The organism is Hassallia byssoidea VB512170 (assembly GCF_000817785.2).
In the GTDB taxonomy this organism is placed as follows: domain Bacteria; phylum Cyanobacteriota; class Cyanobacteriia; order Cyanobacteriales; family Nostocaceae; genus Hassallia; species Hassallia carrinoi.
In genome coordinates this window covers 1-22,643 of sequence record NZ_JTCM02000013.1, presented here as the reverse complement: position 1 = coordinate 22,643, position 22,643 = coordinate 1, and the positions used below count along the sequence as shown (strand labels likewise).

Genomic DNA, 22,643 nt, shown 5'->3' with positions numbered 1-22,643 from the left:
ACTTAAGTTTATAGCTGTAGATTGATTCAATTAATCTTTGGAGTAGATAAATTGGTGAGTAACAAAGGAACCGAACAGGAACAAACATTTATGAAAAGTAATCTCACCAAAGTTATTGGCGCTAGCGTTTTTGCCTTGAGTATGACAATGTTGCCCTTAACATTGCCTGCACAAGCTCAATCTAATGGTGGAAACACCAACACCACCACAGATGGAACCACAACAACTGCCCCAAGCACAACAACAACAACTTATGAAAGAAATGATTTTGATTGGGGTTGGTTAGGATTAACAGGTTTATTAGGTCTAGCAGGTTTGGCTGGTAAAAAGCGCAGCGAAGACACAACCCGCTATCGCGACCCAAACACCGTAGGTACTTCGACGACTTACAGAGAATAAGATATTCGCCGCTTCAGTTGCTTATTTTGGATAAAAATAGGGGAATCACGAAAAAGAAGAAAGAAGGGATTCATAGCCTCTTTCTTCTTTTTTCACATCTGTCCTATATTGGGACACATATCGTAGAGACGTTCCATTGGAACGTCTCTACAACGGTTGGATTATTCTAGGGTGCAGGTGCAAGATGTGAATTTCCTTCTTGACTTTGGTCTTGAGGTGTGTATGTGTAATAGCTGGCAATCAAACCAACTACTAGCCACCAAACGCTATTGACTTCAGGACGATAAAAGACAGTATCTACTGTGCCATGAGCGAGCATACCTGCCATTGTGGCGATCGCTCCAATTAACCAAAAGCCATCGTTTCTTCTCAATTTTCGCAAGCGTTGCATTTGTAAAAATGCTGTATTAAAAGTTACGATTAGCAACCAGAGGAAAGCGGCTAAACCAATAAAGCCAGTTTCTACAGTCACCTCCAATAAAATCGAATAAGCACTTAAAGCAGTATAACGAGGGTGTTGGTAAAGCGGGTAAATTTTATTAAAAGAGCCGTGACCAGGACCAATACCGATAATTGGGCGATCGCGAATCATCTCAAAAACAGCATCCCAAACATTGCGCCGAAAATTATTACTGCTGTCTTTGCGATCAGCAAAAATACTCACAACCCGCAAGCGCACCGGCTCTACAAATATCACCGCTAGCAGCAATACCCCAATCAAACCTCCTAAAATAATCGGTAGCGACCAAGTTCGCCAAAAAGGAGGCATTTCTATACTCCACCAATAAACCAACAATCCCATCACAATTAAAAGTGCCACAACTAGCCCAATCCAGCCACCACGACTAAAAGTCAAAATTAGGCAAGCAGTATTGACAACAAACATCGTTAGTGCTAAAGCTTTCTTGATCCAGCCTTGCCATACAAACACGGCAACTAAGCTGAAAACCACAGCGGGTAGAAGGTATCCGGCAAGTAAGTTAGGATTGCCCAAATAACTATAGACCCTTGTAGTTTTAGCAAAACTAGATTCTTGATCGACCCAAGTTGCTAGGGGAGGAGCGCCAAAAAACCATTGCCGCATCCCGTAAATACTGACAATTAGGGATACGTGCAAGTAAAGAACAATCATCCAAGAGCGGATGCGAGGCGACCTCAACACCCTAGCACAAAGGACAAACAGCAACAAATAGAGCGTTAACGTTGCCAAATCGTTAATCGCCGCCTTTTTTACTGGTGATAGTGCCGTAGCTGTAGCAGCAACAGCCCAGTAAAGCAATACCAACAGGTGAATGGGAGTGACAGATGCCAGATTTCCTGGTGCGGCTTCATCTGATAAAGTCAACAACAGCCAAAATCCCACACAACCCGTCAGCAATAACCCGATAAGTGTAGTCGATACAAAAGGCGCAAGACCGTACACCAGACTCAATAAAGCAGCCGCGATTGTGTCTCCCCATTGCATTAGGATACTGCCTTGCCGCCAGGAACTCAACAACCCGACTAGAAAACGGTGCAGGTAGCTAGTGGTGAGATATTGTTTGAGCGGCAAGTAAGATAAAGTGAATCTTTGCCAGACTAAATTCATAAAGAAAACTGCGATCAATTAACAATCAGCTCTCGCTTGGACTCTATCGTAATGCGAGTAGTTCCTTTCATTAGGAATTAATTGCTTAAAATTCCTAATGGGAGATTTTACTAGATGTAGGCGATCGCTACAAACGTAAGTGAATTTTGACTAACTGATTTTGAACTTACTTACATTTGTTTGCAATTCCTGAGCAATGTCTACAGTTTTTTGCAAAGATTGAGAAATTCTCTGGGAACTACTAGTAATTTCTGATACTTGATAAATTTCTTCTAGAAGTTTTGTAACTGCTTGGGATGTTTGCACCTGAGATACTGTTGCCTGAGAAATAGATTGCACTAACTTATCAAGTTGCTGGGATACATTCAAAATTTGATTTAGGGATTTTTTCACATCTTCTACAAGGTGCGTTCCTTTCACCACTTCCGAAGTTCCCAACTCCATCGCGTTGACGACTTGTTGTGTATCCCGTTGCGTGTTTTTCGCTATTTGCTCAATTTCTTGGGTAGCACCTGTACATCGTATAGCTAGTTCGCCTAACTCTGTAGCAAATACCAAAAAACTGTTATTGTCTTGATTAATTCTGGCAGCTTCTAATTCAGCATTGAATGCTAATATGTTGGCTCGCGTTCCTATCTCGTCAATCAAAGAAACCATATGGCTAATTTGTTGTGAAGATTCTCCTAAGCGCTTGATTTTTTTTGCCATATCATCAATTGTGGAACGCAAATTGAAGATGTTTTGCATCGTCAAATCTATAGCCGTTCCGCTTTCTTGAGCATTAAAAGTGGCTGTCTGAGCGAAGGACGCAGCTTTTTGAGCGTTTTCTGACATTGATTGCAGATCCCGCTTTATTTGATGAACGCTATCTAAAGTCCGGTTGATTTTAGTGTCTTTTGTAAGCGCTTTTTCAGATAGTTGTCGAATTGCATCTTGGTTTTCATTAACAGCTATATTTACCTGAGAGGTAGATGATTGTACTTTCGCCACAATTGCTCTGAGATTATCGATTATGGCATTAAAATTTTCAGCGATAATGCCTATTTTTCCAGATATTACTTCTGCCTTAACTGTCAAATCGCCTTGAGATGCTTTGTCGATATCTTTGAGCAATTTGAGAATTTGCTGTTGTAGTAATTGTTGTTGTTGAGATTGCTCATCGTAAAAAATTTCCGCATAAGAGTTGGCATTTTCAACTTTTTCGATGAGTGATGCTTGCTCTAGAGCATAACCAATCGGAATTGTCACTTGCCTCAACAAATTAATTTCTAATTCTTGCCATTGACGGGGACGAGAACATTGATGAGCGATGAGCAAACCATAAAGTTTATTGTTAATTAAAATTGGTGCAACTAAATTTGCTTTGACTTCAAATTGTTCCAACTGAGCTAGGTGACAATCAGTCAAACCAGCTGCATAAATGTTTGCGATCGCTTGCACGCGTCCTTTCTGGTACTTTTCTACATAACTGTCGGCAAAACAAGGATCGGCGATTTCTGCTCCCAAAGCTACCGGGAATTCAGGATTTAAGGATTCAGCAATTATCTTGCCTTTCCAAGTTTCATCAAATTTGTAGACAATAACTCTATCTGCTTCCAGAGCTGCTTGTACACTCGTCACAGCAGCATTCAAAATGTACTGAGTGTTCAGGGAGCCACGGCAACGCCCAGTAATTTCATTAACTAGTTTTGCTAGTTTTACTTCATCTTCTTGTTGACGGATTTGTTGATTAATCTTGTTTGCTAATTGGTTGAAACTGACAGCTAATTGTCCAACTTCATCAGCTGAAAAAATTTCTGCCCGAGCAGCGCGATCGCCTGCTGCATATTTTAACGCTGTTCGCTGTAGCTGCTGAATCGGTTTAATAATTGTCCGTCTCTGAATCAAAGTCCAAATCAAGATAATCGCTAATGCCAAAATAATCGTCAATAACTGCACCCAAAAACTATCTGCAAGCAATTTATTCAACGCTGTTTCTGGAGTTACCCGCACTAAAATAGCCACAGGCTGCTTACTAAAAATAGCAATCGGCTCATCATCTGCTTGGATAATTTTGTAGGGTACAGCCTTCGTCGCTACAGTGTAAGTTTCATTGTCAATTTTCATCCGTGCCGTGACTGCTTCACCTGCCGAATTTAATGCTGTTTCTAGTAACGATTTACCTGTTTGAGGTAAGTCTAAATTTGAGAGTTTCTCCGATTCGCCTTGAGCTAAAGATGTTGCTAAGGTAAATTCTCCTGTTGGTTGGCGAAAATAAATTGCGCTATAGCCACCAGCAGTAGTTGTCAATGCACCTCGGAAAATTGAGTTTTTGCCGTTGACTATATCCCCAGAAACTAAAGCACCGATTACTACGTTTGTTTCCGGATTTTTTACCGGGGTAACTGTGTAACGAATCAGTGCATTTTTATTTCTAAACCCACTCGGTAAAGGTGGCGATTCTCGCCTTAGTTCTGACCATTTGACAATGCGAGTAGCTTTAACCTGTTTTGGATAGTTGAAAACTTCACTCACTAAATTGTCGGGATTAAAAATTTCCCCTTGACGGTCAGCATTGGCATTGACTATAATCTTAAAATCTTTGCCAACAAGCGTAGCATATTCTATTCTTCTTGCTTTGATTTCATTTGTCAGAATTTGCTTGACTTGTGCCTTCAAGTATGGACTTATAAGTTGACCAGAAGCATTCAGCTTTGCCGCTCTAATAATTGCAGTATTATCTGATTGCCCTCGAAAACCATAGCCCATTTGATCAACTTTAATATTGTAAGCCATATTTGTAACTGCAACTTCTGACTTAGCTTGTTCCAGTGACAAAGCTTGAAGATTACTTGTAGTTAAATATCTACTGACAACACCCAGCCCCAAAATTGCTATTAGTTCCGAAGCAATCAATACAATCAACTGTTTGCGAGCAATAGAAAGATTAGCAAACTTTTGCCATAAAGAAGGTTTGACTCGCAACGAACTAAGCTTATTGATAGATTGTGTAAATTTTTTTAATCCAGAATCTTGTTCGGAGTTATTTAACAAATGTGTTTCTGAAGTAAATTGACTATCTTTTGTTGTTAAAAAATGTTTACTCACTTCAATTTTCCTCTTAATTCAGTAATTTATAAATCTTGTTCGCAGCACAAATTGAACAGTTATAGCACTAAGCTTAATAACTGCCGAAGAAATCAGACTTACGCAATCGACAAAGTTGTAAGTAGCGGTAATTCATGAATTACCGCTACGGAATAATGTGCATGCACAATTATTTTTGCGTAAGTCCTAGAAATAACGAATACATATTTACACACTGATATTGACTTAAGCGATGATGAAAACGTTAAGCCTACGAGCGTAAATATCCGTCATCAATTGAATCAATCGAAAAGTGAACAACTATACATTTCACTGATTTCTAACCGGGAATCTAAATTGGGGAATACATAACATCGAAAAGAAAATTAGGATGCACTCTGATATCCGAAGAAAGTTCTGCCGGATTTGTCTGATATAGCTCATGAGTCAAGTAATTAATTTATCATGAATGCAAATTTTCTACAATAAAACATCAGTCTTAAGTTATATTTTTGACAAAATTAGCTGAAAACAAAGACACATAAGGTCTTTGCTCATTCTAAATCGACGCTATCATAATAATTTGATACATGTTCCTACTTACGTATAAGTTAATAACCCTATGATATCAGCATGGGGGAGTGTTAATAAGGTATATTTACTTTGGAAAATATATACTGCCAACTGTGATGATAAAAGTAGGACTTACGCACTTCCTTCGTCGTCACCATTGAATTGACGTAGGGGCAATTCATGAAGGGTCCCCTACAAGACTTTAGGAAAAGCGCTCATTCCTAAAAAGTAGATCGCAGCCAGTAGGAAATAAAATATTTATAGGACTTACGCACTCATTAGGAAAACCGAACCACGTTCTTTCTTGATCTCCGTGATTGAGAAGACACGAACGCTCTTTGCGTCTTGGAAAAAGACGAGAAATCTACTTTGGTAATAAAAACTTGCGCGATCGCAGTCCAAGCAAAAGCAAATTTTACTTTCCTCGGTGACGACTAGTTTCGCAACAATCAATCATGAACTACCCCGCGCCCTCGACGGGTGGGGTTTCCAACTTCACAGGGAACAGCATCTAGCAAAACAGAAGTTTTGCGCCTTTTGACTTACGTTCCCTATAGCATATATCTAGAAAATAATGTTGCTTCGCAATTTGTTTTTTGGTCGCTATCCATCCCCACCGTATAAGACGGTGGGGAATTCCGCGACATTTAGGTTAAGTTTTTCTCACTCTTGTGATAAATAGACTAAATAGCTGATTTTCGACGCATAAGAGCGAAACTTCCAGGAATCAGTGCCAACATAACAAATGTTTTTGCCATCCTCAAACGCGATCGGCATACGATCTGCATCAGATATCGCTAACTTTTTCTGTTGTCGCTATTTTTAATGGTAAACAAAGCACATAGCGGTATCCTGATTCTGGTGAACCTTGAATCGAAATTTGCCCACCATGCAAAGAAGCCAGATGACAACTAAGCAACAGACCCAAACTTTCGCGAGACATGCTTTTATGCGGCTTAGTTAAATCTAAGTTGGAATCAACACCAAATTCGTATGAATTTGAATCATCCAACTCTACTAATGGCAAACTCCTTACTTGCTCTTGATTTTTCTGATGAATATTGTAGCTTGCAGCCTCAGCAGTCAGTTCCACCAACGCTAGTGGACTTAGACGAAAATAAGGATCAACCTCGGTTATACCGTCTCCCAACCAGGGATGCGATACCCAGACAGTAATGTTGAGTGTATCTTCCTTGTTAGAAACATGAATGCGAACAACGCTACCTGTAGCAGAAAGTTGAATCACGCTGAAAACCAGGTGATAAAGCATTTGTCGCACCTTGTCTTTATCCAAAGTCCAAATGCGACTGCGGTTTGGTTCTATCGACAAGCGAATATCTTGCTCTCTCCGGTTGGCTGCTTCTTCTAAAGTATTGATAGCTTGTTGACACAGCATTTCAATATCCATAGGAGCTAGATTCAGCACATTCGGACTTTCATCCACTGTTCCGAGTTCGCTAATTTCATTTACCAACGAAAGCAAGTATCGACCACTGTGTTGAATAATCTCTAGATATTCTCTTTGCTTAGTCGTCAAAGGTCCATAAATCTCACGTCCCAAAACACTAGCCATACCTAACACAGATGTCAACGGTGTACGCAACTCCTGAGTTAGCTGCCCCAATAGTTCCAACTTCAGTTCCTTGGTAGGATCGGTGTCTTTTTCTATTAGGGGTGTGGTGATTCTGATTTCGCTGTGCTGCTCATCCTTAAATGAGAAATGAGAAACGTTATTATGAGCGCTTTCTGGCTTTTGTTGCAAAAGTCGATTGCGCTCAAATTCACTCATGCACCAACGAGCTATGATTTGTAGAAACTCAATATCTCGATGGGAAAATTCGTGTTCCTTGAGATACATGACTGCCAGCGAACCCAGACAATGCCCAGAAGCATCAATTAGCGGTGCTCCCATGTAAGCGCGAATGCCATAATCTTTTACCAATTTGCTACTTTGCAGTTCTGCATCCGTGATTTTTCGCGTATCGGTGATAACCACTATTTGCGAAGACTCTACCACCTGGGTGCAAAACGATTCCCGGCGTAACAGTTGACGACTTTGCGCCAGCTGATTCATGATTCCCAGTCTCGATAAGCCTACCGCTGACTTGAACCAATGACGGTCTTCATCGACAAATCCCAATATGGAAATTGGGGCATCCAAAAAGTGGGCAGCAGTTTGAGTCGCTTCTTCAAAAACAGGAATCGTTTCTGATTGCCGCAAACCTAGTTCCAACAATGCTTTTAGTCGTTGTTGTTCTTTCGTTTCCTGGGAAGCCCAACCATCCTTGAGGGCAAACAACTTGTTTTCCGGCTCTACCATTGCCACTGTTACCTTGATAATTGTTTGATACTGTAATTTATATAACCCCTATTTATGGGTTATTGTTTGCTAACTTAAGCATTCCCCAATTTTGCTGCCGATAAACAATTTTGCCAGAAAATTTTTTACCTTACTTAAAATTATTGAGTGCTGAGTAAAACAATAAATACTTTGAGAATGCGACTCGTGTATTAAGTTTATGGTATGTGAATGCATTTTGGTAAGCAATGCCTGCACGTATAGTGGCTTGTTGGTAGACATCGCCGTTGCAGTTCACTAATTATCTAATAGACGAATGGCAATTATTTGGGGAAAGGGTAAGAAAAAACATGCACTTCTTTTCGCACTGCAAGGGTGTTAATAAAGGCGCAGGAGCTTTCTTTGAACTCGCTGCTGTACCTTACTTTAGGTTTTAATGCCACAAGCGCGTTAGTTTTGCATTTGATGTGGGTACGATAACGCTAAGGATAAAATTTTCCGATTCTTAATATATAAAGGGAAAATTTTCCGTTTATATACTCAATCCCATTTAAGGAAAAATTATTTTTTTCCTGGAATTTACTGAGGCTGTTTTCTCGAAAATTCTGAAAGCGATCGCGCTTCACATTTATAGTGATTTTTTTGGGTAAATAAATAAAATAAATATTAAATATAATTTTTTACTTTGTCGGTAATAAGTTGAGAAAATCTGACAAAAAATCAAAGATACAATCCTTTTTTGCTACAAATAAAAATGGTAACTAAAGACAAACTTAATAAAAAGTTCACAAATACTTCATAATCAGAAACCACCCAAAAGTTGGGTATTCAGTCAAAAATGGATTAGATGTGAAAAAACCGGATTTTGAGATTAATTTTGAGGCTTTCTGAAAAAGAATAATATGACAATTAGAATTCCTTTTGTAGACCTGAACTTACAACACCAATCGATGAAAACTCAATTGCAGCAAGCAATGCAGGCTGTATTTGAAAAGGGAGATTTTATTTTAGGGCAAGCATTGAAAGATTTTGAGACAGCATTTGCAGCGGAGTCTGGGACAAAATACGGTATTGGTGTTGCTTCCGGAACCGATGCGATCGCTCTCGGCTTGCAAGCGTGTAATATTGGTGCCGGACATGAAGTAATTTTGCCAGCAAACACCTTTGTCGCTACCCTAATTGGCGTGCTGCGAGCGGGAGCAAAACCGGTTTTTGTCGATTGCGATCCCAAAACAGCCTTAATTGATTTAGAAGCGGCAGCAAGAGCAATTACGCCCCATACCAAAGCGATTATCCCCGTGCATCTTTATGGACAAATGGTATCGCCACAGCAGTTGTTAGACTTTGCCGATAGATACAAAGTACTAATTTTTGAAGATGCAGCACAAGCGCATTTAGCCGAACGCGATGGATATCGCGCCGGTTCGGTGGGGATAGCAGCAGCATTTAGTTTTTATCCGAGTAAAAATTTAGGCGCATTTGGGGATGGGGGAATACTGCTAACAAAAGATGCAGATGTTGCCCAGAAAATGACACGCTTGCGGAATTACGGCGCATCCTCGAAGTATTATCATACCGAAGCGGGTACGAATAGCCGTTTGGATACCATGCAAGCGGCAGTGTTGCTAGAGAAACTACCATACTTGCCGAATTGGAATAGCGATCGCCTGAACATTGCCCAACAGTATGATGCTGAATTAGCACCCTTAAATCGGCTAGGTATCATCCCCATGCAAAACCAAAGTGGCACAGGACACGTTTATCACCTTTATGTCATCAAAATCGATGATTCTTGCGTGCTTGAACGCCAACAAATCCAGGAACAACTCGCAGCAGTAGGAATTCAAACAGGCATTCACTATCCAATTCCCTGCCATCTCCAGCCGGCATTTACCGACTTAGGTTATCAAATTGGAGACTTTCCCCAAGCAGAAAAGCAGGCAAAGCAAATCTTATCATTACCCATGTACCCAGGCTTAAGCCATAGCCAAGTCAAAGAAGTTGTCGCAGCCTTGGCATCAATCCTCAGTGGCGAACAACAACAGTTGTTGTGCATTTAATCACCAATGGCTAATTGCTCATTATCATTTAACTATGAGCTCTTAGCCCTTCGCAAAAACTGTCCTGATTCGTAGTGAGCGGTTTACCGCTCATATCTTCGGTATTAAGGGCACCTATCCCTTACTACATTCAGTCCTTCGTTTATTTATGCCCATCTACTTAACAAATTTGAAATATTTAATTTTAAATAGCTGAAAATTATGACATTCCAGCGTCAAATTCAAAACAGAAACGCAACACAATTGTTCAGCTTTGCCATTCTCGGTGTATTAGCGCTGCTTTATGCGCCAATATTGCTACACTGGTTGGATGGTTGGCTAAACAAAAGTATTAGTACAGAACACGAATATTTTAGCCACGGTATTATTGGTATACCCTTTGCCGCTTATCTGGGCTGGATAAACCGAAAAAAATGGCAACGACTGCCAGATGTCAATCATCCTTTGGGTGTAGTCTTGCTGATAATCGGGGGAATTTTTTATCTTAGCGGTGTCACCGAATGGGTTAACCTTTCCTTCCCCGCCATCCTAGCAGGATTGTGCTTGTGGTTAAAAGGAATTGCCGGCTTTAAATTGCAAGGATTTCCCCTAGTATTAGTATTTTTGGCAACTCCAACAGCATTACCTTACCTCATCGCTCCCTACACCTTGCCTCTTCAAAGCTTCATCGCTGGTACCGCTGGCTTCATCCTAAGTCAGTTTGGTCTGGAAGTAGCTGTCGATGGCACAAATATCTTTGTCGGGGGACGCATTGTGGAAGTTGCCCCTTACTGTGCGGGGTTGAAGATGTTATTTACTACCTTATACGTCTGCTTAATGCTGCTTTATTGGACAGGTGCTTTATCATCGCGTCGCACAACTATTTGGTTTTTATCTACTGCTGTTGTGGTAAGCATCACCGCGAATATCATTCGCAACACTTTACTGAGTTTCTTTCATGGCACAGGACAACAGGCAGCTTTTGAATGGCTGCATGACAGTTGGGGTGGAGACTTATATTCTGCCATTATGCTGCTTTTGTTAGTGCCTATTCTCAATCGACTTGATAGATATTTCTCAGAACCTGAAGCAATTCTGCCAGAAGACGAAAGGTGAACTACCCACACTTACCCTTCGGGTAAGTGTAGGCTTCTGGCTTCAACGACAGATGCCTTTCCACCTTGCGGTTTATTGGTCTTACTCTGCCTCGGCACAGCAATAACTCTCTTTCCCTCCGCGAGCGCGATAATATCCAATGGGTGTACGAGGTAATGTCCAAAAGCTTTGTGGTAATAAACTGTAAATTTGCTGTTCATGGCGGTGTTTTTCGCTCATTGCCCTAAAAAATCCCCCATTGGGGGAGTGATATTGAATTGGGATAATTAGTATTGTTTGTGTGGGAATATGTGTCCCAGTAGTTGATTAATACCGATTCATACAGTTATTTAGCAACGCCAAAATTTTTATACTCCCTAATATACTTAAATGGAAAAGGGATTACGGTACTTTGCCCCGTGCGGACAAAATCAACATTCATAGTTTGAAGGAGTTGTCTGAATATCAATTTTGAGTTATTCACCGCAACAATTTTACGGAGATGACAGGCATCGTTGAAAGAATAATCTTTTACATTTCCATCTCCCACGAAATAATCTGCTTCTTTTTCAGTTTCACCGAAATATTTTATATTGAGAGAAGCGTCAAATAAATCTTCAATATTTTCCTTATTTTTTGAAAAAATCAGCCTTATGTTATGTTTGTTTAGAAGATAGTTCCGTAATTAAGATGAAATATTTGAACTCTTTCCTAGCCTTTGATTCAGAAGTTTTTTGAAGCTTTTTTTGTCTAGTTCATTGCTACCCAAAATTTGCAATTCATCGGAAAATATCACAAGTTCTTCATTATCTTTCCTAGAACTTTCAGTCATAAATTCTTGTATCAACGCTGCCAAAGCGTTTCCACTTCGCTTATTTTCGGGAAACTCAGTTTCGACTTCGTTGATAATAGCTTCAATTTTAGAAAGCTCAGGAATGGTGATTTCATCGGTACGGAATATCTGATTTATATCACCTGCATCAGAAATAACAAGACCTTCCAACGTCCTGATTTTATCTCCAGAGCTACTATCTGTCATGAATTTTCTATATTTCTCAAACTTTTCCCAGTTAAATATGTTTTGATCTTTTATTTCATAGAATTCAAAATTACCATTCGGTTCGATTTCCATAAAAATAACGTGATTTTCATCTTCATCCCAAGCAGCAAAAGTCCAAACTCCTTTTAATTTAAGTTTAGACCAATCAAACATGTTCAATGTTCGAGAGCTAATATCACGCTTTATAAGCTGTTCTTTTATGATTGTTTTAACAATAGCTTCAGTGACATTTATGGTTGATTCAATTGTGAGGTGCTGCCGCTGAAATTTATCTGTTGAAGGGAGATATTCGTCTTTTTGTCCCGTCTTTTCATAAAAGTCAGCATCATGAAGAATTCTAAAATTTAGAGCGTCTTTTTTATCACCTTTACCAACAGTAATTAGCTTTTCATCAGTAATATAAGGAAGAAGCAATTCTTTCAGTGTGATTGCTAAATCAGCAGAATCTTCATCATTCACTCTATCAACTATATGTATTGCCTGACCATCAAGTTTTGAGTGAAGTTGTTTTGGACTTTTAAACAAGGTGTTTGTAAGTGGTAAGTTGTCGTCAATTTCACGGCAACAAAAGTTAACATCCATGTATTTTGATAGATGTTCCTGAATGCTGATCATGATATGGTGAAAAACACCAGCGCTACTTTTATAAAAATTATCAATACTTACAAACTCCAGAAATGGAGTAGATGCTTTTTTACCTTTTAAACCACATTCGATATATATTAATTTTGCATCAATTTCACCATCACGTGGTAAATGTCTCCGAAGACTTCCAGTTGATACTTCAAATATATAATTAGGCTTATCAAGAGCATTTTTAAGTTCCTGTTTCCGTTTATTATCAATAGTATTTTTTAGCTCTGTAAGAATAGAAATTTTTGTTCGGTGACGAGCAGTTTTAATCTCTAGCAAGTATCCAGAATGGAGAGTGATTTTTGCAACATCAAGACAGTCTTTGTTTTTGCCTTCAAAATCTCGTACAAGTAACAATGATCCGGTTAGATTGCAATAATGATATTTAGCAAAACGCGATCTAGAGGATGAAAGCGAGTTTAATAAAATCTGAGCTAGCCATGCTTCACAAATGCACTCTTCAGAGCCTGCAAGTATAGCTTTCGGAGTAACTTCAATAACAGCATTGTTTTTGAATTTATCATTTTCCCTAATCTTAGAGAGAAATTGGTAAACATCAAGCGGTTTCTTGAACATGGCATAGGCATATTTTCCATACTGAAACATGACAGCAGCAGCATTGAAATCTTTACCAATAAGATAATCTAATTCTCTAGTTCCATACCATTTACCATTTTGTTGTCTTTCTAATCGAATAAACACAAAGTCTTGTTTAATAGCATCAATGTTAAAAGTGATTTTCAGACGATTCGTGAGAATACTCATTTGCAAAATTCCTTGAGAATAAATTCAATTGCTTTATCGTCAACTTTATCGTTTTTACAAAGATAAGGAACTTCGACGATTTTCCTGTCACGTTGAATAATCTCACCAAAAGCTGTATCTGAGCTACCAAGAATGTTAATCACAAAAACCCGATCTGCCCCAACGATCGCCATTTTCTCACGGATTTTATCAATTAATTCATCAGCTGGTACTGCAACCTGATCGTTCCATAACTTGAAGTCTATATAAATGTTCCGATCAGTTTTGAAGTCAAAGCATTCAAATTCATCCACATCAAGTTCTAGCAAGTGAATATTTAACTGGCTTTGAAGAATATGTTTCCCGCATACTTCGCCTAATGCCCCTTTATAAATATTGTTGAACATCGGAGGTGTAAGCAGAAGTTCAGATTCAGGGAATGTTGTTGCCCAGCCAGAATCAATGAACAATTTATGTAGGATATTGATTCTCATCAAATCTGAAAGACGGGCAGTTCGTTCACTCACTTCTTTAACTTCTTTTTTACCGTATTCCTCAGAAAATAAAACTTCAATTTCCCTAAAATCATATTCTTCTGAATAACGATATAAAGAGGCGGCTTTCGGCAATTGAATGTAGATACTATTCCATTTAGGATTGCATTCTGACTCTTTGGCAATAGCGGGTTGACGGAGAACTTGCTCTCTAAGATCCTGCCATGCTTTAACACTCTGAGATGTCCACGGCCTATTCAGTTGGCGGCGTATGTAAGCAGAAGTCTGATTGCTTGTGTGGGATGCACGGTTTTGGGCTTCTATCAAATCTTCAGATTGATTGGTCGATTTAGTGACTGATTCAAGGAGAGCAGTATATTCACGAACAGGAATTACATCCTCTGGTAGAGAAAATCTAGTTAGATGTTTTCGGATTGAAGCATCAGCAAGAATATGGATTGTTGGAGCCTTCATATTGGTGCGACATATCCGACCTATTGCCTGAATAATTATTTTATTCAAGAAGCGTGAATAAGTATCTGTATTGTATAAGCTGATGAAGTCCTCAGCCTTGCGCTTAGGCTTATCTCTTCTTATATATCTCTGAAAAGCTTCATCCAACTTGCTCTTAAATGTGTTGAGAGAAAAAGCTCCATTCTCACGATAAAATTCCAATTGAAAAATGTATTTTATAAAATTATCATTTTCGAGTTCATTCCCAAAAATATTCACAACTAGATTAGTTGGATTATCTAAATAAATACCGTTAATATCCATATCTGAATGCTTTGGCAAGCTGTTAATATGTATTGGCTCTATAGAAGAAGGAATGGGAAATTGTAGATTTTGTCCGACTCCAATTGTTTGGTAGGCAGAGATAATGAATCGACGTTTATTATCTTTCAGTTCATTTAGCAGTTGCTCTTTATTTTCCTCAAAGTTATCTCCACTAAGCAGGAAAATCGTATCATGTACACTACCATCTATGACATCTTTATTGTCATCCAATAGTAATTTGGCGTAATTATGTAATATATCCAGGTCGAACTCTGGATCGGCAGGCTTTGGCAATTTATTAAAGAGGCAAAGAAACGCATGGCAATCAGGGTGATCCAGAAAATATTTCCATGCAGTCAACGCTCTCACATAACGGTCAAACAAAAATTCAATATTCTTCTTCTTATCAGTATTTTTATGACGAAGATCGTTCCAGAAAGCCTGTGCTGCTTCTCGGTCACGCAAAAGCTCCTCAAGCTGTTTGATTGCTTCCTTCTGCGAATCTGTTCCAATAAATTCAGTTTTTATGACAACTTGATCATATCCTTTAGTTGCTTCAGAATATGCGTTTTTGAGCCTGATAATAGCATCTTCTTTAACACGTATAAATGAATTTACCAAACGGGATTTCAGATATTCAAGATCGTAATTTCCAATGTTGGTATAAAGTCCAGCAGTCGCAGAAATGCCGACTACCATAGCCTTTGAGCAAACTCCAGCCAAAAAGGATTCGGGTGTACGGCTGAAGTTGAACATATATATTTTCGATAACGTATCATGCTCATCACTATCGACGATATCGTGGTAACGAAAGCCTGTATCATAGAACCCCTGACGCTGGATTGTTCCTTTGTCGGTTTGCAAGTCATACGGTAAGTCATCTTCGAGAATTTTACTGGTCAACAATTCGACATCTGTATTGTCAATGTGAAAATTATTAAGAACGGTCGTAACGGCAAATTCAAGGGAAAAGGCTTCGTTAATGCTGTTATTTTCGTCTTTCAAATGACGATAGTTATCGGCTAAATACTTAATTCCTCTCTGAAAGTAGGTTAAAAATCCAGTAATCTCACTCAGCAGTTTCTGTATCTCGACACCAGAATTTTTTGTTTTAATATCAAAAGCCTTAATCCAATTTGTACGGTTTTCTATATCTTCAATAATCTCGATACGCTTATCACGATCCATCACATTATGGAATTGATAGTCATAGAACAGAAAGTTCCTTTGCTTTGTTGAAAAGTCCTCATGAGATTTACAGGTATGCTGTAATTTATATGTGGTGAATATGTAATTAGCTTTATCTCGAAAGGTTTCAATGTGTTGTCGCGGGGATAACCAATTTTTACCGGAAGATTTTTTCTTGAACGTTTCGGATTCTTTAATAAGCAGTTCAGGACATTCATTTTGCATAAGATGGTTATGAATATTCAAGAATAAATCAAGAAGATCCACTCGATGGTGTAAGCCTGATTCAATGATCTTTTTGAGTACAGCTTCTTTGGTAGTATCAAACTCATCAATAAAAATAAGTGCTTTCTCAATAAACCGTTCATTAAAGTAATATGACGGCTCAACAAGTGTCGTATTTTTAGCGACGAACTTATCTATACTAAGGAAAAAAACAGTTTTTTCATCTGTAAATACTGCGGGATATAATTTCCCAATCCATTGATAGTCTTGATCGTTCTTTATAGCTGAAAGGCGGGCTTTTTTTGTTTTGAAGTTATTCTCCAGTTCTTTTTTAATAATTTGTCGGAATTTTGGCTCAATATTTTTGCGAATTTCTGTTTCCCAGCTATCTTTAACTTCTTTGGGAAGTTGACTATTTTGGAGTATTTTTATATGAGATTTTAATTTATTATAACTTTCTGTCTTGAATTGATCGGGAATTTCATCATCAATGGCGAGTAGCTTTTTAATAACCGTGTCAACATTAGAATTAATAAAAAGAACATACTTATCAAATTCATCTTCTTTTCTGTCAGCAATAAAACGCTCTTTTAGTTCGTTAATTGGCAAGTTTTTCTTGAGGTTGGTAATAAACAGTATTTTTCTTTTTTGAGTAGCAAATTCCTCGTAATTAGAATAGATAAAGTTAAGGACATTGTATGTTTTACCAGAACCAGTCGGCATACTCAAAAGAAGCAGCCCCGGATTAAATTGTTTACAGTATTCGTTTAATATTTGTTCCATATCCCTGATGATTTTAGTAGATTAATAGACTTTAAGTTTGAGATGATTACCCCAGCCAGAAATTAATTTATTAAATTAAAAAATATCACTATCACATCGATAAAAATTATTATCATAGTCCGGGGACGGCACAGGCGTTGTTGAGACTCTTTATGATGCTTATGATTTTTCCCAGCAGTTAAATTCGCGTTATTTTCAAAGTCACTAAATAGTCAACAAAAGAAGGTTTTTGTGAAGTTCCTGAACCTGATTTATCCGAATAATTTGATGAGATTGGAGTAATAAAAGCGGAGGAACTATTCGAGGGAAAGGGGTTTAACTTAAAAATGATTATAAATATTTGCACGACCCATGTATATAAAAATCTACCAACATCATAAGGTATAGTTACAAATTAAAACGGACTGTAACATTAATTAAATAAAAGTTAAATATGGGATGGTGGGCAACAGGAGAAGATGAGGATATTATCGGCGATCGTCCTGCCGATACTCTGGACTTTACATTAAAGGCTATTGCTGAACACTACGAAGAGCTTCAACAACCCAAGCCAACACTACAGCAAGTCTTGAACGCGATCGCCTCCGTAGTTCGTATGAAGTTAGGAGATTTAGTCGAAGACGCACTCTCAATTTCGATTCAAAAAAGGGGGACTGTCAAGATTACTGAACTCAGAAAGTGATATTATCTTGTTCCCAGGCTCTGCCTGGGAACGCTCTACCTCCGGTTGCATAACAAGGCAGCAGCCCAGTTACGAGAGATATCAAATCAGCAATCGGCAACGCCAAAAGCCGCTATACGGTTTACTCTTGGGGAAATACGTAGGGCACTGTCAAAATTACTGAACTCAGGAAGTGATTTTAGCAGGTAAAATTTTGCGTAAGTATTGCAAATTTTACTTATGATATCCTTTTCTAAATTACTCAAAGAAAACCAATTTCCTAAGCTAGCAGCGCTTTTGTTGTTACTAGTACTGCTGGTGATAGGAGCTGTTCCCGGATATATGACAGGACACTGGCAATGGCAAAAGCTGCCTCCTATCACCAGTATCAAGCAGTTGAGACAGTTGCGGCAGCAAGGGTTAAACCTTCCTGGTTGGGAAACAATTGAAAAAAGCCAACAACAAATTGGCGGACGCAAATGGTTAATGCAAATCAACAAAAAACAAGGCACACAAACTCAGGCTATCTTGCTTTTGCTGCCGCAAACTGATGACAAAAATCAACCAGAAGTAGAATGGACAGAGATTCAAAGCTGGCAGCAGTGGAACGTAGCTCAATTTCGTCCGGCGGAATTTACGGTAAAACTTGCATCAACCGAAGTTAAAGTCGAGGCTCAATTTTTTCGCGCCTCCACTATGAAGCAAACATTTGCGGTTTTGCAATGGTATGCTTTCCCTAATGGTGGAAACCCATCACCTTTACAGTGGTTTGTGGCAGATCAATTAGCACAGTTACGCAAGCAGCGTGCTCCTTGGGTTGGCGTGAGCATTATGATTCCGATGGAACCTTTGGGGCAGGTAGAAACAACTTGGTCTTTAACCAAGTCTATTGGTGAAACAGTCCAACGGGCATTAATGGCAGGTCCTTTATAAAAAAGTTAGGAGTTATGTAGAGACGTTCGGTCCGGAACGTCTGTACGGGCAGTTTGGAGAACTTGATCGCTTTATGGGTGGAGTTTCAATCTTTATATTTATTAATTTTTTCTCGTCCACTCATAGATGAGGCTTTAAACCAATCTTTATGGTGTCAGTAACATACCTATTCCCATCTAACTTCTGACTTCTGACTTTTGACCACTTCTTTATCAAACAGGTTTCGCTCTTAGGTTATGCAAAAAAAGATAAATTGTATAAAAATACCTGCGATTAAGAGCGGACACTCAGAGTATTTCCAGAGTAAAATAGCGAGTCGGCGTAGCATTTCTTAACTTAGCTTGATTGCATCGATGTTCATAGTTCCCAGTTCTTCTAGGCGTGTATTTAGCGCTTTGTGTCTTGTCAGTCTTCAGGTAGGGGTATTCTGTACAATATCTGTCCCGGATGTTGTGGCTCAACCTTTACCCTCCCCAGGACAGGGGCAAGGGCAACCTCCCTCACCCCCGTCGAGTGTTGATTTTGCACCTGCGGGTTTAAATGAGGGAATATCACCCCAACTCGGTCGCTATCTTTTAGGACCTGGAGATGTATTGGGGATAACGGTTCAGCGTCCTCCAGGTCGCTACCGCTTAGGACCTGGAGATGTAATTACCGTTGTGGTTCAGCGCTTTTCCGATTTGAGTTTTCAAGCTCAAATAAATCCCGAAGGCAATATTACAGTGCCGCTACTGGGAACAGTGTCCCTACAAGGTTTAACTTTACAACAAGCACAAGGAAAAATTCGCTCTGGTTTAAATCGGTTTGTCGTCGATCCAATTGTCGCTTTATCACTGACAGGGCAACGTCCTGAGTTGAGTTTTCAAGCGCAAATAAATCCCGAAGGCAATATTGTAGTGCCGCAATTGGGAACAGTTTCGGTACAAGGCTTGAGTTTGGAAGAAGCTCAAGAAAAAATTCGCTTGGGTTTAAGTCGCATTTTGGTCGATCCGGTTGTGGCAGTCGGGCTGGCAGGGGCGCGACCAGTTCAAGTTACGATTAGTGGCGAAGTGCCGCGTCCAGGAATTTATCCGATCGCTTCGCCGACACCTCGTCTTGGTGATGCGCTGCTGATAGCTGGGGGTTCGACACTAAACGCAGACCTGCGGCAAGTGCAAGTGCGGCGGAGATTAATTGATGGTTCTGTGGTTTCACAAACTATTGATTTGTATGCCACGTTGCAAAATGCTAGCTCATTACCTAATTTACGGCTGCAAGATGGTGATGCGATAATTGTACCGCGTCGAGAAATCGGTGCTGATGACGGTTACGACCGAAATTTAGTAGCTCGTTCAACTTTAGCTCAACCGCAAATTAGAATCCGCATTTTAAACTATGCGGCGAGTGGAATTGGCACTCAAGTACTGCCTAATGGTAGTAGTTTTATAGATGCTTTAGGAGGAATCAATCCGGATACTGCCAATCTCCGAGACATTGCTCTTGTTCGCTTCGATCCAGAACGAGGTAAAGCCGTCACCCAGAAACTTGATGCGAAAAAGGCGCTTTCCGGCGATGCGTCTCAAAACGTGCCGCTGCAAGACAATGATGTTATCGTTGTAGGTCGAAACCTTATCGGTAAAATCACTAATGTTTTGACTACAATTACTCGACCTTTCTTTAATGTTGAAAGCTTTATCCGCTTCTTTGACACTTTTAGTGGTGACAGAAGGTAGTTACTTTGTTGCTTGATTGCTGTTGGTCACAAAACTTGTTTAAAGTAAGTAAAAGATGTGATTTATCTGGTTCGTGCTTCTGCCTTTCTGCTAAAACCTGCCTAAGAATTGATTATTGTCATGGCTCCACCGATTGTTAAGCGCTATCTTATTGCTTTTGATAAATACAAGTGGATTGGATTAGCCAGTTTTGGTTTAGTTGTAGCGGGGTCAACTCTGGTGGCTGTGCAACCAGATCCAGCCCCTAGCTATCTAGCCAGTGCTGCACTTGCCTACACTCGTCCGCCAGTTTCTTTCTCGGCAACTGGTACGCAAATTCAGCAGCAAGGACAAGAACTGTCTCAAGAAATTTTGCTCTCAGACCAGATCATTGAGTCTGTGGCATCGCAAGTAAAGGTCGAGCCGAAAACAATTGGTGAAAATGTGGCGCTTAGTGTTCCGCAAGCAGCCAAGGAAGGAGAAGCAGCAGCCCCGGCAATTATTCAAATCAAATATAAAGATAGTGACCAAAAGCGGGCACAAGAGACTGTGCTGGCATTAATGCAAGCAATGGTCAAGTTAAGCGGTGAGATTAATACTGGGCGATTAAAGGCAATTATTGCCAAAATTAACGAGCGCTTACCACGAGCGAAGATAGAATTACAAGCTGCTGAACAGAAATTAGAAAGGTACGATCGCCTGCAACGACCTGCTATATTAGCTGCTGAAAATGGCAGTTTGCTAAACGCAGTCACTATCAGCCAAGGTCAGCAACGGCAAATTCAATTAACGCTGTCTGGTATTGATGCTCAAATTGCCAGTTTACAAAATAAGCTGGGGTTGACAGTTAACCAAGCTTATGTATCTTCGGCTTTGAGTGCCGATCCGATTCTTGCCAACTTGCGATTGCAAATTTATCAAACTGAGTCGCAAATTGAATTGCTTAGAAAAGACTTGCGCCCAGAACACCCGACAATGATTGGATTGCGACGTCAGAAAGAAACTTCGGAAAAACTGTTGCAACAACGTGCAGCTGAGGTTGTAGGTGGTGGCGGTACGGCAGCGGCTTTGACTCCTAACTCTGGGGCTATTCGTAGCAATAGCAATTTAGACCCAGCCCGTCAACTGTTGGCAAATCAACTGGTGGCTTTGGAAACCCAACGGGATACTCTCCGAAAGCAACTAACTGACGAAATCAAACAAGAGGCGCGATTGCGGCAAGAGTATTCTCTGATACCTAATAAGCAATTGGAGCGATCGCGTATAGAACAGGAAATTCTCCTCAAAAAAGCCGTATACGATCAAATGCAAGCAAAGCTAACTGATGCGAGAACCGCAGAAGCAGAAACTGTTACTAGTCTTAGCATTGCTAGACCACCAGTAGTCATTAGCGACCAAAAACCGCCTAAGAATGTGCCAGTTACTTTGGGTGTAGGTGCAATACTTGGATTGTTGGTTGGTGGTGGGGTAATATTTTTGTTAGGAGCGCTGGAAGGGACTTTCAAAACTCAAGAAGATATCCGCAACAACCTCAAACAACGAGAAGTCAATCTGCTGGGCGAATTGCCTTTAATGCCAGTTGATGATTTAAGTTTAGATGCAGTGCCAACAATACTTTCTGCGGAGTCTCCCTATTTAGAGTATTATGAAAAGTTCCGCAGTAATCTGCGCCGCATTGGTGGGAAAAACTTGAAGGTTGTATTGATTACTAGCACCAGCAGTTCGGAAGGAAAAACGGTGAGTGCTTATAATTTGGGCATTGCCTCTGCGCGTGCTGGCAAACGAACTTTGATTATTGAAACAGATTTGCGATCGCATAGCCGTTGCCAATCCCTCAATGTTACTCTCGACTCCGATGCCACTGTTGAACCCCTACGCTATTACGGCAGCTTGAGTGAGTGTATTTATTTAGTCCCCGGAGTCGAAAATTTATACATTGTTCCTAGCGCGGGTCCTGTGCGCCAATCTGCCGCTATTTTAGAATCTAGCGAAATGCGAAAGCTAATGGAGGATGCTCGCCAACGTTATGATTTAGTGATTTTAGATACTGGCACTCTCAGTTTATCTAATGACCCCTTGTTAATTCAACCTTACAGCGATGGCATAGTGTTGGTAACACGACCAAACTATACACAAGAAAACATGCTCGGTGAAGCTGTCGATCAATTGGTTGAATCTGAATTGGGGCTATTGGGAACCGTTATCAATGGCGCTGATATCATCGTTTCTATGCCTCAACCAATTGCACCACGAGTCTATCCACCTGAAGAACGAGAAGTGTCTGTTGGGTGATGTCTAGGGGTTTCACAAACACTCTTTCACTCATTGACAGCCAACATCTGTAAAATGTCGTGGGGTGTTGAGGATCTAGTAAACGAACTATGAGTGCCATTTT

Annotated in this window: 13 protein-coding genes; 7 read left to right on the top strand and 6 right to left on the bottom strand. The window is 39.9% G+C overall.

Going from position 1 to position 22,643, the window contains the following annotated elements:
- Positions 1–90 precede the first annotated feature (90 nt).
- Positions 91–399 (top strand): WGxxGxxG family protein, encoded by a 309-nt coding sequence (locus PI95_RS08950; protein ID WP_039754207.1) that lies wholly within the window; start codon positions 91–93, stop codon positions 397–399.
- 166 nt (positions 400–565) lie between these two features.
- On the opposite strand, the gene PI95_RS08945 is transcribed toward PI95_RS08950, so the two are convergent.
- The 3 genes from PI95_RS08945 to PI95_RS08935 all read right to left on the bottom strand — a co-directional run bounded on the left by PI95_RS08945 (position 566) and on the right by PI95_RS08935 (position 7,946).
- Entirely contained in the window at positions 566–1,987 is a 1,422-nt protein-coding gene (locus PI95_RS08945) for an IctB family putative bicarbonate transporter (RefSeq protein ID WP_039753511.1), read from the bottom strand.
- A 150-nt stretch (positions 1,988–2,137) separates the two neighbouring features.
- Positions 2,138–5,074: a methyl-accepting chemotaxis protein gene (locus PI95_RS08940; RefSeq protein WP_039753512.1), complete on the bottom strand. Its 2,937-nt coding sequence runs from the start codon at positions 5,072–5,074 to the stop codon at positions 2,138–2,140.
- A 1,339-nt stretch (positions 5,075–6,413) separates the two neighbouring features.
- A complete protein-coding gene (locus PI95_RS08935; RefSeq protein WP_039753513.1) occupies positions 6,414–7,946 on the bottom strand; it encodes a GAF domain-containing sensor histidine kinase in 1,533 nt (510 codons plus the stop codon).
- A gap of 881 nt (positions 7,947–8,827) precedes the next feature.
- Between PI95_RS08935 and PI95_RS08930 the strand changes: the two genes are divergently transcribed.
- Both PI95_RS08930 and crtB read left to right on the top strand, forming a co-directional pair.
- Positions 8,828–9,985 carry a DegT/DnrJ/EryC1/StrS family aminotransferase gene (locus PI95_RS08930; protein ID WP_039753514.1) on the top strand — a complete coding sequence of 386 codons (1,158 nt, stop codon included), beginning with the start codon at positions 8,828–8,830 and terminating at the stop codon, positions 9,983–9,985.
- A 201-nt stretch (positions 9,986–10,186) separates the two neighbouring features.
- Positions 10,187–11,080: a cyanoexosortase B gene (crtB, locus tag PI95_RS08925; protein ID WP_039753515.1), complete on the top strand. Its 894-nt coding sequence runs from the start codon at positions 10,187–10,189 to the stop codon at positions 11,078–11,080.
- 81 nt (positions 11,081–11,161) lie between these two features.
- Here crtB and PI95_RS08920 read toward each other — a convergent pair whose 3' ends face one another.
- The 3 genes from PI95_RS08920 to PI95_RS08910 all read right to left on the bottom strand — a co-directional run bounded on the left by PI95_RS08920 (position 11,162) and on the right by PI95_RS08910 (position 16,963).
- Complete coding sequence (locus tag PI95_RS08920) at positions 11,162–11,299, bottom strand: hypothetical protein (protein WP_163518735.1); 138 nt, start codon at positions 11,297–11,299, stop codon at positions 11,162–11,164.
- A gap of 445 nt (positions 11,300–11,744) precedes the next feature.
- Complete coding sequence (locus PI95_RS08915) at positions 11,745–13,517, bottom strand: hypothetical protein (protein WP_039753521.1); 1,773 nt, start codon at positions 13,515–13,517, stop codon at positions 11,745–11,747.
- Positions 13,514–16,963: a P-loop NTPase family protein gene (locus PI95_RS08910; RefSeq protein WP_039753522.1), complete on the bottom strand. Its 3,450-nt coding sequence runs from the start codon at positions 16,961–16,963 to the stop codon at positions 13,514–13,516. Before PI95_RS08910 ends, PI95_RS08915 begins: the two co-directional genes overlap by 4 nt.
- Positions 16,964–17,396: 433 nt before the next feature.
- Between PI95_RS08910 and PI95_RS08905 the strand changes: the two genes are divergently transcribed.
- From PI95_RS08905 to PI95_RS08890, 4 genes are all read left to right on the top strand, one after another.
- On the top strand, positions 17,397–17,645 hold the full coding sequence (locus PI95_RS08905) for a hypothetical protein (protein WP_039753523.1): 249 nt from the start codon (positions 17,397–17,399) through the stop codon (positions 17,643–17,645).
- A gap of 219 nt (positions 17,646–17,864) precedes the next feature.
- Positions 17,865–18,557, top strand: a complete 693-nt coding sequence (locus tag PI95_RS08900) for a cyanoexosortase B system-associated protein (RefSeq protein WP_039753524.1) — start codon at positions 17,865–17,867, stop codon at positions 18,555–18,557.
- A 353-nt stretch (positions 18,558–18,910) separates the two neighbouring features.
- Positions 18,911–20,269, top strand: coding sequence for a polysaccharide biosynthesis/export family protein (locus PI95_RS08895; RefSeq protein WP_039754209.1), 1,359 nt, complete (start codon positions 18,911–18,913; stop codon positions 20,267–20,269).
- 120 nt (positions 20,270–20,389) lie between these two features.
- On the top strand, positions 20,390–22,540 hold the full coding sequence (locus PI95_RS08890; RefSeq protein ID WP_039753526.1) for a GumC family protein: 2,151 nt from the start codon (positions 20,390–20,392) through the stop codon (positions 22,538–22,540).
- Positions 22,541–22,643 lie beyond the last annotated feature (103 nt).